General features: G+C 61.9%; 10 protein-coding genes. 6 read left to right on the top strand and 4 right to left on the bottom strand.

Annotated features, from left to right (window positions below):
- Positions 1-45: 45 nt before the first annotated feature.
- Positions 46-954, bottom strand: a complete 909-nt coding sequence (locus LHFGNBLO_RS32520) for a hydrogen peroxide-inducible genes activator (protein WP_258604185.1) — start codon at positions 952-954, stop codon at positions 46-48.
- Between the two features lie 130 nt (positions 955-1,084).
- On the opposite strand from LHFGNBLO_RS32520, the gene katG reads away from it, so the two are divergent.
- The gene (gene katG / locus LHFGNBLO_RS32515) at positions 1,085-3,280 is read left to right on the top strand and encodes a catalase/peroxidase HPI (protein ID WP_258604183.1); all 2,196 of its coding nucleotides are present in this window, start codon (positions 1,085-1,087) and stop codon (positions 3,278-3,280) included.
- Between the two features lie 71 nt (positions 3,281-3,351).
- Here katG and LHFGNBLO_RS32510 read toward each other — a convergent pair whose 3' ends face one another.
- Positions 3,352-4,029, bottom strand: a complete 678-nt coding sequence (locus LHFGNBLO_RS32510) for an MIP/aquaporin family protein (RefSeq protein WP_258604181.1) — start codon at positions 4,027-4,029, stop codon at positions 3,352-3,354.
- 347 nt (positions 4,030-4,376) lie between these two features.
- Between LHFGNBLO_RS32510 and LHFGNBLO_RS32505 the strand changes: the two genes are divergently transcribed.
- From LHFGNBLO_RS32505 to LHFGNBLO_RS32485, 5 genes are all read left to right on the top strand, one after another.
- Positions 4,377-5,666 carry an RsmB/NOP family class I SAM-dependent RNA methyltransferase gene (locus tag LHFGNBLO_RS32505; RefSeq protein WP_258604179.1) on the top strand — a complete coding sequence of 430 codons (1,290 nt, stop codon included), beginning with the start codon at positions 4,377-4,379 and terminating at the stop codon, positions 5,664-5,666.
- Positions 5,667-5,806: 140 nt separating this feature from the next.
- The gene (locus tag LHFGNBLO_RS32500) at positions 5,807-6,265 is read left to right on the top strand and encodes a PaaI family thioesterase (protein ID WP_258604175.1); all 459 of its coding nucleotides are present in this window, start codon (positions 5,807-5,809) and stop codon (positions 6,263-6,265) included.
- A 3-nt stretch (positions 6,266-6,268) separates the two neighbouring features.
- Positions 6,269-6,934 carry a 5'-methylthioadenosine/S-adenosylhomocysteine nucleosidase gene (locus LHFGNBLO_RS32495; protein ID WP_258604173.1) on the top strand — a complete coding sequence of 222 codons (666 nt, stop codon included), beginning with the start codon at positions 6,269-6,271 and terminating at the stop codon, positions 6,932-6,934.
- A 55-nt stretch (positions 6,935-6,989) separates the two neighbouring features.
- The gene (guaA, locus tag LHFGNBLO_RS32490; RefSeq protein WP_258604171.1) at positions 6,990-8,552 is read left to right on the top strand and encodes a glutamine-hydrolyzing GMP synthase; all 1,563 of its coding nucleotides are present in this window, start codon (positions 6,990-6,992) and stop codon (positions 8,550-8,552) included.
- A gap of 293 nt (positions 8,553-8,845) precedes the next feature.
- Positions 8,846-10,102: a tyrosine-type recombinase/integrase gene (locus LHFGNBLO_RS32485; protein ID WP_258604170.1), complete on the top strand. Its 1,257-nt coding sequence runs from the start codon at positions 8,846-8,848 to the stop codon at positions 10,100-10,102.
- A 143-nt stretch (positions 10,103-10,245) separates the two neighbouring features.
- On the opposite strand, the gene LHFGNBLO_RS32480 is transcribed toward LHFGNBLO_RS32485, so the two are convergent.
- Both LHFGNBLO_RS32480 and LHFGNBLO_RS32475 read right to left on the bottom strand, forming a co-directional pair.
- Positions 10,246-11,508, bottom strand: coding sequence for a type II toxin-antitoxin system HipA family toxin (locus tag LHFGNBLO_RS32480; protein WP_258604169.1), 1,263 nt, complete (start codon positions 11,506-11,508; stop codon positions 10,246-10,248).
- On the bottom strand, positions 11,486-11,755 hold the full coding sequence (locus tag LHFGNBLO_RS32475; protein WP_258604167.1) for a helix-turn-helix domain-containing protein: 270 nt from the start codon (positions 11,753-11,755) through the stop codon (positions 11,486-11,488). Before LHFGNBLO_RS32475 ends, LHFGNBLO_RS32480 begins: the two co-directional genes overlap by 23 nt.
- Between the last annotated feature and the right edge of the window lie 197 nt (positions 11,756-11,952).

Genomic DNA, 11,952 nt, shown 5'->3' with positions numbered 1-11,952 from the left:
CATGTCGGAGTATGGCCTGCGGCACCGCCATGGGCACGACCGAGCTCAAGCGGCCAGCACAGCCGCATCCAGCCCGCGTATGATCTTGGCCAGCTCGACGCATTCGTCGTGCCGCACCTTGTTGCGCCGCCATGCCATGCAGATCGTGCGCTGCGGCATCGGTTCCTGGAACGGCACGATCTTCAGGTCGGGGATAGTGCTGGCCGGCCCTGCCGCCATTTCGGGGATGAGCGTGACGCCGAGCCCATGCGCCACCATCTGCAGCAGCGTCGTCAGGCTAGTCGCGCCATAGCTAGCCATCGCCACCGGCCGCACGCTGCCGCACAGGGCGAGCGCCTGTTCACGCAGGCAGTGGCCTTCCTCCAGCAGCATCAGCCTTTCCAGCGCCGGGCTTTCCGGCGGCACCGGCGGCGAGGCGAAAGCAGGATCGCCGGCCGGCACGGCAAGGAAGAACCGGTCGGCGAAAAGCGCTTCGGTGATCAGGCCGGGATGGTCGAGGGGAAGTGCCGCGATGAAGGCATCGAGCCTGCCGGAGTTGGTGTCCTCGAGCAGCGAGGCGGTCACCGCCTCGCGCAATTCGAGCTGCAAGGCCGGGAATTGGCGTTTCAGCTCCGGCAGCACATGCGGCAGAAGATAGGGCGCCACAGTCGGGATGATGCCGAGCCGGAAGCGGCCTTCCATGGCTGGACGGCCGCGTCGGGCTGTGGTTTCGATCTCGCGGATGTCGGTAAGGATGCGCTCGATGCGCGGCAGCATGGCCAGTGCCTCGTCGGTCATCCGCACCGATTTGCCGCCGCGCTCGAACAACCGGCAGTTCAGCCGCAGTTCCATCTCCGCGATCTGTGAGGACAGCGCCGGCTGGCTGACGCCGGCGAGTTTTGCGGCGCGACCGAAATGCAGGGTCTGCGCCAGCGCCTCGAAATAATGCATCTGTCGCACGGTGAGACCAATCATAAGGAAAACCTATCGCAACAAACAGGAAAGGCAATTTGTTTTTATCGGCAAGGCGGCCTAGTCTGGAACCATTCCAGAGTGGCGTGGCCGCTGGGCCTGCCCGGAACATTCAGCAAATCGGAGAGCAAAGATGGACGCACAAACCGATGACAATAGCGCGGGCAAATGCCCGGTCGTGCACACGACGGTTGCCAGGGCCAACCGCGACTGGTGGCCAAACCAGCTCAATGTCCAAGTGCTCCACCAGCAGTCCCCGCTGTCCGATCCGATGGGCGAAGCGTTCGACTATGCCGAGGAGTTCAAAAGCCTCGACCTGAACGCCGTGATCGAGGACCTTCATGCCTTGATGACGGACTCGCAGGAGTGGTGGCCGGCCGACTTTGGCCACTACGGGCCGCTGTTCATCCGCATGGCATGGCACAGCGCCGGCACCTACCGCATCGGCGACGGTCGCGGCGGCGCCGGAGCCGGCCAGCAGCGCTTCGCACCGCTGAACAGCTGGCCGGACAACGTCAACCTCGACAAGGCCCGCCGACTGCTGTGGCCGATCAAGCAGAAATACGGCCGCAAGATCTCCTGGGCCGACCTGATGATCCTCACCGGCAACGTGGCGCTGGAATCGATGGGCTTCAAGACGTTCGGCTTCGCCGGCGGGCGCGCCGATGTCTGGGAGCCCGAACAGGACATCTACTGGGGTCCGGAAGGCAAGTGGCTGGCCGACGAGCGCTACAGCGGCGACCGCGATCTCCAGAACCCGCTCGGAGCCGTGCAGATGGGCCTGATCTACGTCAACCCGGAAGGGCCGAACGGCAACCCGGATCCGCTGGCCTCCGCGCGCGATATCAGAGACACCTTCGCGCGCATGGCGATGAACGACGAGGAGACCGTCGCGCTCATCGCCGGCGGACACACTTTCGGCAAGACCCACGGCGCCGGCGATGCGACGTTGGTGGGCGTGGAACCGGAAGGCGCCGACATCGAGCAGCAGGGCCTCGGCTGGGCGAACAAATTCGGCACCGGCAAGGGCGGCGACGCGATCGGCAGTGGCTTGGAAGTGACCTGGACCACGACGCCGACCAAGTGGAGCAACGACTTCTTCGACAATCTGTTCGGCTTCGATTGGGAACTGACCAAGAGCCCGGCCGGCGCGCACCAGTGGACGCCGAAGGGCGGTGCGGGCGCGGACACGGTGCCGGATGCGCACAATTCGGCCAAGCGCCACGCGCCCTCAATGCTGACCTCCGATCTCGCCCTGCGCTTCGATCCTTCCTACGCAACGATCTCGAAGCGCTTCCATGAGAATCCGGACCAGTTCGCCGACGCCTTTGCCCGCGCCTGGTACAAGCTGACCCACCGCGACATGGGCCCGGTCGCGCGCTATCTCGGCCCGCTCGTTCCCAAGGAAGAGTTGCCCTGGCAGGACGTCATTCCCGCAGTCGATCATGTCCTGATCGACGAGCAGGACGCTGACGCCTTGAAGGCGAAGATCCTTGTGTCAGGCCTTTCGGTGCCGCAACTGGTGTCGACAGCATGGGCTTCGGCCTCGACGTTCCGTGGCTCCGACAAGCGCGGTGGCGCCAACGGCGCGCGTATCCGCCTGGCGCCGCAGAAGGATTGGGAGGTCAACCAGCCGGCGCAGCTGGCGAAGGTGCTCGAGAAGCTCGAAGCGATCGGCAATGAGTTCAATGCGTCGCAGACCGGCGACAAGAAGGTCTCGCTTGCCGACCTGATCGTTCTTGGCGGTGGCGCGGCAATCGAAAAGGCCGCAAAAGACGCCGGGCAGGAGGTGAACGTCCCCTTCACGCCGGGCCGCATGGACGCCTCGCAGGAGCAGACGGACATCCACTCCTTTGCGCCGCTGGAACCGACCGTTGACGGCTTCCGCAACTATGTCAGCGGCAAGCAGCGCTTGTCCCCCGAGGAGGCGTTGGTGGACCGGGCGCAACTGCTGACGCTGACGGCGCCGGAGCTGACGGTTCTCGTCGGCGGTCTGCGCGTGCTCGGCGCCAATGCTGGGCAGTCGAAGCACGGTGTCTTCACCAAGCGCCCGGAAACCCTGAGCAACGACTTCTTCGTCAACCTGCTCGACATGGGCACGGAGTGGAAGGCGACATCGGACGCCAAGGACGTGTTCGAAGGGCGCGACCGCAAGACCGGCGAAGTGAAGTGGACCGGCACCCGTGCGGACCTCATCTTCGGTTCGCACTCGCAGCTGCGCGCCATCGCGGAAGTCTATGCGACCGCGGATGCGAAGGCGAAGTTCTCGAAAGACTTTGTGGCGGCGTGGACCAAGGTGATGAACGCCGACCGTTTCGACATCGCCTGAGCCGGGAAGGCTCTGTCCAAACAAAAAGGCGCGGGCCAGGTCCGCGCCTTTCTTGATTCAGTCTTCGACGGTCAGTCCTTTTCGAAGATGCCGGCCTTGGCGACCAGGCCGGCGATGGCGCCGCCGATCAGCGGGGCAACGATGAACAGCCAGAGCTGGCCGAGCGCAGCGCTGCCCGAAAACAGCGCCGGACCGATGGAGCGGGCCGGATTGAGGGACGTGCCCGTCACCGGGATGATGGCGAAGTGCAGCCCTGCCAGCGTCAGGCCGATGACCAGCCCGGCAAAAGCCGTGCTGTGCTTTTCAGCGGTCACGCCAAGGATCACCGTGACGAAGGTGAAGGTTCCGATCAACTCCCACAGGAACGCCGAGCTGACGCCCCATTTCGTCGTGTCCCAGCCATTGGCGCCGAATCCGCCGGTGTGGCCGCCAACCTGACCGGAGACGATGATCCACAATGCGAGCGAAGCGAGGATGGCGCCGATGATCTGCGCGATCCAGTAGGGAACCACATCCTTGGCCGGCAGCCGGCCGGCAAGGAACACGCCGAGCGTCACCGCCGGGTTGAGATGTGCGCCCGAGATGGGTCCGATCGCATAGGCCGCCGCAATGAGGCCGATGCCGAACGCCAGTCCGATGCCTTCCTGGCCGAGCGGCAGCGCGCCGCCGAAGCCGCCCGTCACCACAGAAGCCGTGCCGATGAATACCAGTAGAAAAGTTCCTAGAACTTCCGCCAGATAAGTCTTCATTGCGCTCTCCTCGTATCGATCCGCGGCTCCGCCTTTTCTGCGACGCGAATCATGGCGGGAAGAGTATTCCCAACCAGAAAAGTTTGAAAGCAGAGGGGTTGCACCAGCCCGCACGCTTGTGCACGCCAGTTATGCGCATTAGAGATCTTGCATGTATTGATCGAATTGTTTTGTTCCGGCGGGCGTACGCTCGCTTTGTTCGATCGGCCAACCCCATCCACCACGTCCGGAATTCTCCGCTCCCTGCGTGATCGTCTGGCCAGCGGTGAAACAGAACTGCTTCAATCATGGCATGAAAGGCTCTAAGAGCAGGGCCGGAATCAATTCGCTGGTATTGGAAGACGACAATGAGACTGGGCGGACGGCTGGCGGCAGCCATCGAAGTGCTTGAGGACATTGGCCGGCGCCACCGGCCGGTGGCTGATGCACTGAAGGACTGGGGCCTGTCGCACCGCTTCGCCGGCGGCGGCGACCGCGCGGCGATCGGCAACATCGTCTATGACGCGTTGCGCCGCAAACGCTCCGCCGGCTGGCTGCTCGGTGAAGATACGCCGCGCGCCATAGGCTTCGGGGCGCTGCTGCTTGAGTGGAACCAGACGGCGCAGTCGTTGAACGAGGCGCTCGACGGCGACAAGTTCGCGCCGCCGCTCTTGAGCAGCGACGAGTTGAAGGTGGTTGCCGACCGCCGACTTGCCGATGCGCCGCCGGCGGTGCGGGCGGACATTCCCGACTGGTGCGAGCCGCTGTTCGAAAGAACCTTCGGCGAGAACTGGGTCGACGAAGGTGCTGCCCTTGCCACACGTCCGCCGCTCGACCTCAGGGTCAACACGCTGCAGGCCGATCGCAACAAGGTGCTGGCCGAACTGGCCGAAACCGGCGCCAAACCCGCGCGGATCGCGCCATACGGCATCCGCATCCCGCCGATTGACGGCGCCGGCAGGCACCCGAACGTGCAGGCCGAGCCCGCCTTCCAGAAAGGCTGGTTCGAGGTCCAGGACGAGGGCTCGCAGGTCGCCGCAGCACTTGCCGGCGCCGAGGCCGGAATGCAGGTGCTCGACTTTTGCGCCGGCGCCGGCGGCAAGACGCTGGCGCTGTCGGCGGCGATGGACAATCGCGGCCAGGTGTTTGCCCATGATTCTGAAAAGGCGCGGCTGGCGCCGATCTTCGATCGCATGCGTCGCTCGGAAAACCGCAACGTGCAAATCGTCACCAAGCCTACGGAACTCGCGCCGCTCGAAAACCACATGGACATTGTCCTGGTCGATGCGCCCTGCACCGGCAGCGGCACCTGGCGGCGCCGGCCCGACGCCAAATGGCGGCTGACGCAAAGACAGCTCGACGCACGCAAGGGCGAGCAGAAGGCTATCCTCGACGCCGCAAGGATCTTCGTCAAACCGGGCGGGCTTCTGGTCTACATCACCTGCTCGGTCTTCGATGAGGAGAATGGCGAGCAGGTCACTGCGTTCCGCGATCGCAACATCGGCTTTGTCCCGGTCGATCACCGTGCGCTCTGGGACGGTCGTTTTCCGGGTCACGAGGCGGCCGCGCGCATCGGTGCCGCGGGGGATATTTCGCTGTCGCCGGCGCTGAGCGGCACCGATGGGTTTTATTTCTGTGCGTTGCGCAGGGCCGCCTAAGTTTCTGTCCGAAACCTCCCCACAGCGGTTTCTCGTCTTTCGACGACAGACGAAGCCGATTGCTGCAGTGCAGCAAAAGCATTTGCCTGTCGCCCATGCCTCTGCGATAAGCTTTTTTCAGTTAAATCAAGGCGACAGCCATGGCAGCAAAGATCGTACCCGCCCCGGACTATGAGGATCGCGTCAGGACGTCCTTCGCCCGCCAGAAGGCGATGGCGACCATCGGCGCCGAACTGACGCTGGTGACGCCCGGCATCATCGAGATCGAGATGCCCTATTCGGGCGCACTCACACAGCAGCATGGTTTCCTGCATGCCGGCGTCATCTCGACGGCGCTGGACTCGGCCTGCGGCTATGCGGCGTTCTCGCTGATGCCGGAAAATTCCACCGTGCTGACCATCGAGTTCAAGGTCAATCTGCTGGCGCCGGGCAGGGGCGAGCGCTTCCTGTTTCGCGGCTCGGTGACAAAGCCAGGCCGCACCATCATCGTTGCCGACGGCCAGGCCTATGCTTTCGCCGCCGATGGCGAGGCCAAGCTGATCGCCACCATGACAGGGACGATGATGACGGTGGTCGGACGGGACGGGATCGAAGGGTGAGCGATGAGCAAGGCCGTTCAAGTCGCGGGCCAGTCCGTTCTCTTCGTCATGGCGGCGCAGGCTGAATACGGTCCACACCTGCAGCGGCTGTTCACGCCGCTGATGACCGGCGTTGGGCCGGTCGAAGCCGGCGTCAGGCTGGGCGCGGAACTGTCGCGGCTGAAGTTTGAAAAGGCGCTGCCGGATCTCGTCGTCTCGCTCGGTTCGGCGGGTAGCAGGACGCTGGAGCAGACCGAAATCTACCAGGCCGTTTCGGTCTGCTATCGCGACATAGATGCCTCGCCGTTGGGCTTCGAGAAGGGCGCGACGCCGTTTTTGGAACTCCCGGTGACCGTGCCGCTGCCGTTCCGGATTCCGGGCATCAGGGAAGCGACGCTGTCGACCGGCGGCGCGATCATCACTGGCACGGCTTACGATGCGATCGCCGCTGACATGGTCGACATGGAAACCTTCGCCTGCTTGCGCGCCTGTCAGCTGTTCGGCGTGCCACTGATCGGGCTGCGTGGCATCTCCGACGGGGCTGCCGATCTCAGGCATGTTGGCGACTGGACCGAATATCTCCACGTTATCGATGAAAAGCTGGCGGACGCGGTCGGGCGCCTCGAACGGGCGATCGGGTCCGGCGCGCTCGAGTTTGGTCCATCGCACGAGGACGCCAGATCCGATTGAGGCAGACGCCTCGCAACCCATTGCGCCGACTCATTTCTTTCTCTAAACGCTCGCCATGAAGACAGCCAATCACCCCGACACCGTCCTGATTGTCGATTTCGGCAGCCAGTTTACGCAGCTCATCGCCCGCCGCATTCGCGAGGCCGGCGTCTTTTCCGAGATCGTGCCGTTCCAGTCGGCCGAGGCGGCGTTCAAGCGCATCAATCCGAAAGCGGTCATCCTCTCCGGCGGCCCGGCTTCGACCGGTGACATCGGCAGCCCGCGCGCGCCGCAGATCGTCTTCGACGCCGGCGTGCCGGTGCTCGGCATCTGCTATGGCCAGATGGCCATGTGCGTGCAGATGGGCGGCGTTGCCGAAAGCTCGGATCATCGCGAATTCGGCCGCGCCTTCGTCGAGATCGAGAAAGACAGCCCGCTGTTCGAAGGCCTGTGGGCGCCCGGCCAGCGCCACCAGGTGTGGATGAGCCACGGCGACCGCGTTATCTCCTTGCCGAATGGGTTTGAGGTGCTGGGAAAGTCGGAGGGCTCGCCCTTCGCCATCTTCGGCAATGTCGCGCGCAAGATGTACGGCATCATGTTCCACCCAGAAGTGGTGCACACGCCGGACGGCGCCCGGCTGCTTCAGAATTTCGTCCACAACATTGCCGGCATCGAGGGCGACTGGACGATGCGCGCCTATCGCGAGCATGCGGTCGAGACCATCCGCAAGCAGGTCGGCAAGGGCAAGGTCATCTGCGCGCTTTCGGGCGGCGTCGATTCCTCGGTCGCGGCCCTGCTCATCCACGAAGCGGTCGGCGATCAGCTCACCTGCATCCTTGTCGACCATGGCCTGATGCGCAAGGACGAGGCCGCCGGCGTGGTGGCGATGTTCCGCCAGCACTACAATCTGCCGCTGATCCTGGTCGATGCTTCGGACAAGTTCATTTCAGCGCTGGAAGGCGAGTCGGACCCCGAGAAAAAGCGCAAGACCATCGGCCGGCTGTTCATTGAAGTGTTCGAGGAAGAAGCCAGGAAACTCGGCGGCGCCGACTTCCTGGCACAAGGCACGCTCTATCCCGACGTCATCGAAAGTGTCTCCTTCACCGGCGGCCCGTCGGTAACGATCAAGTCGCACCACAATGTCGGCGGCCTGCCGGCGCGCATGAATATGCAGCTGGTTGAGCCGTTGCGGGAGCTGTTCAAGGACGAGGTGAGGGCGCTCGGCAAGGAACTCGGCCTGCCGGAAAGCTTCATTGGCCGGCATCCCTTTCCCGGTCCGGGTCTCGCTATCCGCTGCCCGGGCGGTATCACGCGCGAAAAGTTGCAAATCCTGCGCGAGGCCGACGCCATCTATCTCGACGAGATCCGCAAGGCTGGCCTTTATGACGCCATCTGGCAGGCATTCGCGGTGCTGTTGCCGGTGCAGACCGTCGGTGTGATGGGCGATGGCCGCACCTATGAATTCGTCTGCGCGCTGCGTGCGGTGACCTCGGTCGACGGCATGACCGCGGATTTCTACCACTATGACATGGCATTCCTGGGTGCGGCCGCCACCCGCATCATCAACGAGGTGCGCGGCATCAACCGCGTCGTCTACGACGTCACCTCGAAGCCGCCCGGCACCATCGAGTGGGAATGATTCAGGCCCACTCAGACGCCGCCGAAAATACGCCAATCTGCGACGTAACGTACTGAAAGCAAACATAAATCCTTTCAGAGACAATCAGCGACAATCGGTGCGCTAGGATTGGCTTTGACGGACCGCTTGACGGACCTTCCGCATATTGCCCACTCGATTTTTTCTGAGTACCGTCAGAGTCAATGAGGCTCGTGACGGTACTTTTTTGTGCCTTAAGGCATTGAAGAAAAAAGGTATTTTCTGTCACGAAGCCTCTAAATTGTCCTGACGGTACTTTTCAGGAGGCAACGGGAATGTTGACGGACATCGCTCTTAAAGCGCTGAAACCAAAAGATAAAATCTACAAGATTGCTGATCGTGACGGCATGTATGTCCGCGTCATGCCCAGTGGCGCGATCTCGTTTCGGCTGGATTACAGGCTGAATGGACGCCGCGAGACCGTCTATCTGGGCAGGTATGGCAGAGATGGAATCTCGCTCGCGTTGGCACGAGAAAAGTGCCTCGACGCAAAGCGCGCTATTGGCGATGGCCGATCGCCGGCGATCGAGAAGCAACGTGACAAGCGTCGCCTGAAAGAGGCGAAGAGCTTTGGCGAGTTCGGGGAGAAGTGGCTCACTGCCGCCCCGATGGCCGACAGCACCCGCGCCATGCGGCGCGCCATCTTCGAGCGGGAGCTTCTTCCGACTTGGCGCAATCGCCTGCTGACGGAGATTACGCCGGATGACCTGCGAGCCCATTGCGGCGCTATCGTTGAGCGTGGCGCCCCGGCGACCGCCATTCATGTTCGAGACATCCTGAAGCAGATCTACGGCTTCGCGATTTTGCACGGGGAGAAGGTGGCCAATCCGGCTGATGAAGTTGGGCCCGCGTCAATTGCTACCTTCGTGCCGAAGGACCGCTCGCTTTCGCCCTCGGAAATTCGCGTGATGCTGAAACAACTGGAGCACGTCGCCACAATTCCCACGATCCGTTTGGGCATGCGGCTTTATCTGCTCACCATGGTGCGCAAGAGCGAGCTGCAGGACGCGGTGTGGGACGAGGTCGATTTCGAGAATGCGGTCTGGACGATCCCGAAGGAGCGCATGAAGCGATCAAAGGCGCACAACGTCTACCTGTCACGCCAAGCGCTCGACATCATGATTGCCCTGAAGACCTGTGCGGGAAATTCCAGATACCTTCTTCCATCGCGGTACGATGCGGACGCCCCGATGTCGCGTGCCACGTTTAATCGGATCACCTACGCAGTCGTCGAACGGGCGAAGGCGAACGGACTGCCTCTGGAGCCGTTTACGGTTCATGACCTGCGGCGAACGGGCTCGACCCTGTTGAATGAGCTCGGCTTCAACAGCGATTGGATCGAGAAATGTTTGGCGCACGAGGACGGGCGCTCGTCGCGAGGTGTCTACAATAAGGCTGAGTATGAAGTTCAACGCCGCCACATGATGCAGGAATGGTCCGACATCGTGGATGCCTGGGTCGATGGCAAGAAGTTCGTCCCCACGCTCATCCCGCCATCGATGCCGATCCTGGCGCCCGATCCGGCGCTTTAACTGGACGAGCCCGTGCCGACGGAATGCTAGGAGAATTGGCCTTGAACGACGGCTTGAAGCCTGCGGCACAGTCTGCAGCACTTCTGTCTGAAAAGCTTAAATATTGGCTATTGTACTCTGTTTACCCTAAAAAAGCTGATATTTTAGTCGTTTTTCGCTGGTGCTTCGTCTAGAGCCCCCATCAGATGGATCGTCTTCCCCTCGCAAAGGGAGCACAGTCCAGCCTGCCATTCCCTGAGCATCTTTGCGCCGACCTCAGGGAAGCGGGATTCTTCAAAATAGGCCTTCACCCTTCCGGAAACGTCTGAGAGCGCGTCGCAGGTCTGCTCTACGATCTCCGCTACGCGCCCCAGTCGGAGGTTCGCGCGGGTGACGCCCAAACGGTCAAGCCTCTTTCGGTCGGGCCACGCAGTGGAGCCGTCGAGGGTGAGCGCCATTGCATCGTTCTTGATGTAGGCCCTTGTCGTGATGAGGTCATACACGGGAGCCAGCCGCACCGGACTGTCCGCGTCTTTGTAAACGACGCCGAAATTCTTCAGGTGTGCGTCGCCATTACGGATGCCGCAGTTAATCACAAACAGGCGGAAGGCGACTTCCAATGACCCGACTGCATTTTCGGGAGAGACGAACTCTTTGATCCGCTTGAAGAGCTTTGTTTCGTACCCTCCGTTGTACTTGTCCTTGCTGGTTACGCCGTTCAGCACACAGAAGTCCTCATATCCGGAGTACGAGCCGTCGGTCAGGTCGAATCTCTCGACCACGAGAGCCATACCATCCTCGGATAGTCGGTAATCGGGCACCTCGAGACCAACTTGCTGAGCTGCCATAAGGCAGAAGAACTCGTTTGCAGCCAATTCGGGATACTCGTCGGGATCCCACATTTTAACGATGTGGGTAGCTCCGCGGACGCTAAGCGACTGGCGTTCGTCCGACGGATCATCCTCCCTGGCTCGCACCAGGACCTTCGGCTGCACTCCAGCGACCCCTGAATGGACTGCGTATGTTTCAAGGAGCTCGTTATAGAGATCGCCTGCCCGACGGGCGCGCAGCAGGTCGTCAATGCTTCGGAAGGGGACATCCTCCACCAGCTCCTCTTCCATACCAGTGAAGCGGATACGGCCGATCTGCGACCGGCCGACAACGGACAGCAGGTCGATGTCGTCGAAGTGGCCTAAGGCCTTCGCGAAGGCCGCCCTGATCTTCCCTTCAAGTGCCCCCTCAGGAAGGTTCATGTCGAAAATGGGAAGCAGCCCGAACTCCGAATTCCATGACTCGGTCCGCTTGGGCATTGTGAGCGACACCGCGTCGCGGCCGTCGGCCTTCACATCGTACACGAAAGTCGAGCCACGCTTGCCGGATCTATCCAAGACGCCGGCTGGCTTGCTACCTACCCACACGCGCAGCATCGTCTTCCTCCATGATGTCTTCCAGCGTGGGGCGCTTGTTGTTGAAGGTCGTCAGCCGGAAATCGAGCCCTACAATGTTCATGAGCGTGAGCACGCCTTTGAAACCCATGTCAGATACCCTGCCGTTCTCAAGCGCCTCGATCCTCGCCCGGCTGAGCCCGGAAAGTTCGGCGAGCTTTTCCCGTGTCAGCTTGCGCTGCTTTCTGGCATTCTTGATCTCATTGCCAAGATCGTTCAGGTCGATCATTTTCGCCTCACAAATTAGCCGTTTTGAGCTATTGTGAAGAAAATAGCTTATATAGTGGCTGTTTTCAAGGTGTGATGGCCGTAACTTCAGACGGCATCATGCCGATCTTAAGCAGCAAGCCGAACACGCTTTTGCTCCTGGTCATCGCCATCATGCCGCCGGCGTGATCGTGCCGACATGATCATCGCTGATCTTCG

Source organism: Mesorhizobium sp. AR10, assembly GCF_024746795.1.
GTDB lineage: Bacteria > Pseudomonadota > Alphaproteobacteria > Rhizobiales > Rhizobiaceae > Mesorhizobium.
This window is presented reverse-complemented; position numbering and strand designations above follow the sequence as displayed.

Coding starts and splice junctions, on each gene's coding strand:
- katG (WP_258604183.1), top strand. CDS start 1,085: ATGGACGCACAAACCGATGACAATAGCGCGGGCAAATGCCCGGTCGTG.
- LHFGNBLO_RS32475 (WP_258604167.1), bottom strand. CDS start 11,755: ATGATCGACCTGAACGATCTTGGCAATGAGATCAAGAATGCCAGAAAG.
- LHFGNBLO_RS32510 (WP_258604181.1), bottom strand. CDS start 4,029: ATGAAGACTTATCTGGCGGAAGTTCTAGGAACTTTTCTACTGGTATTC.
- LHFGNBLO_RS32505 (WP_258604179.1), top strand. CDS start 4,377: ATGAGACTGGGCGGACGGCTGGCGGCAGCCATCGAAGTGCTTGAGGAC.
- LHFGNBLO_RS32495 (WP_258604173.1), top strand. CDS start 6,269: ATGAGCAAGGCCGTTCAAGTCGCGGGCCAGTCCGTTCTCTTCGTCATG.
- LHFGNBLO_RS32485 (WP_258604170.1), top strand. CDS start 8,846: ATGTTGACGGACATCGCTCTTAAAGCGCTGAAACCAAAAGATAAAATC.
- LHFGNBLO_RS32480 (WP_258604169.1), bottom strand. CDS start 11,508: ATGCTGCGCGTGTGGGTAGGTAGCAAGCCAGCCGGCGTCTTGGATAGA.
- guaA (WP_258604171.1), top strand. CDS start 6,990: ATGAAGACAGCCAATCACCCCGACACCGTCCTGATTGTCGATTTCGGC.
- LHFGNBLO_RS32520 (WP_258604185.1), bottom strand. CDS start 954: ATGATTGGTCTCACCGTGCGACAGATGCATTATTTCGAGGCGCTGGCG.
- LHFGNBLO_RS32500 (WP_258604175.1), top strand. CDS start 5,807: ATGGCAGCAAAGATCGTACCCGCCCCGGACTATGAGGATCGCGTCAGG.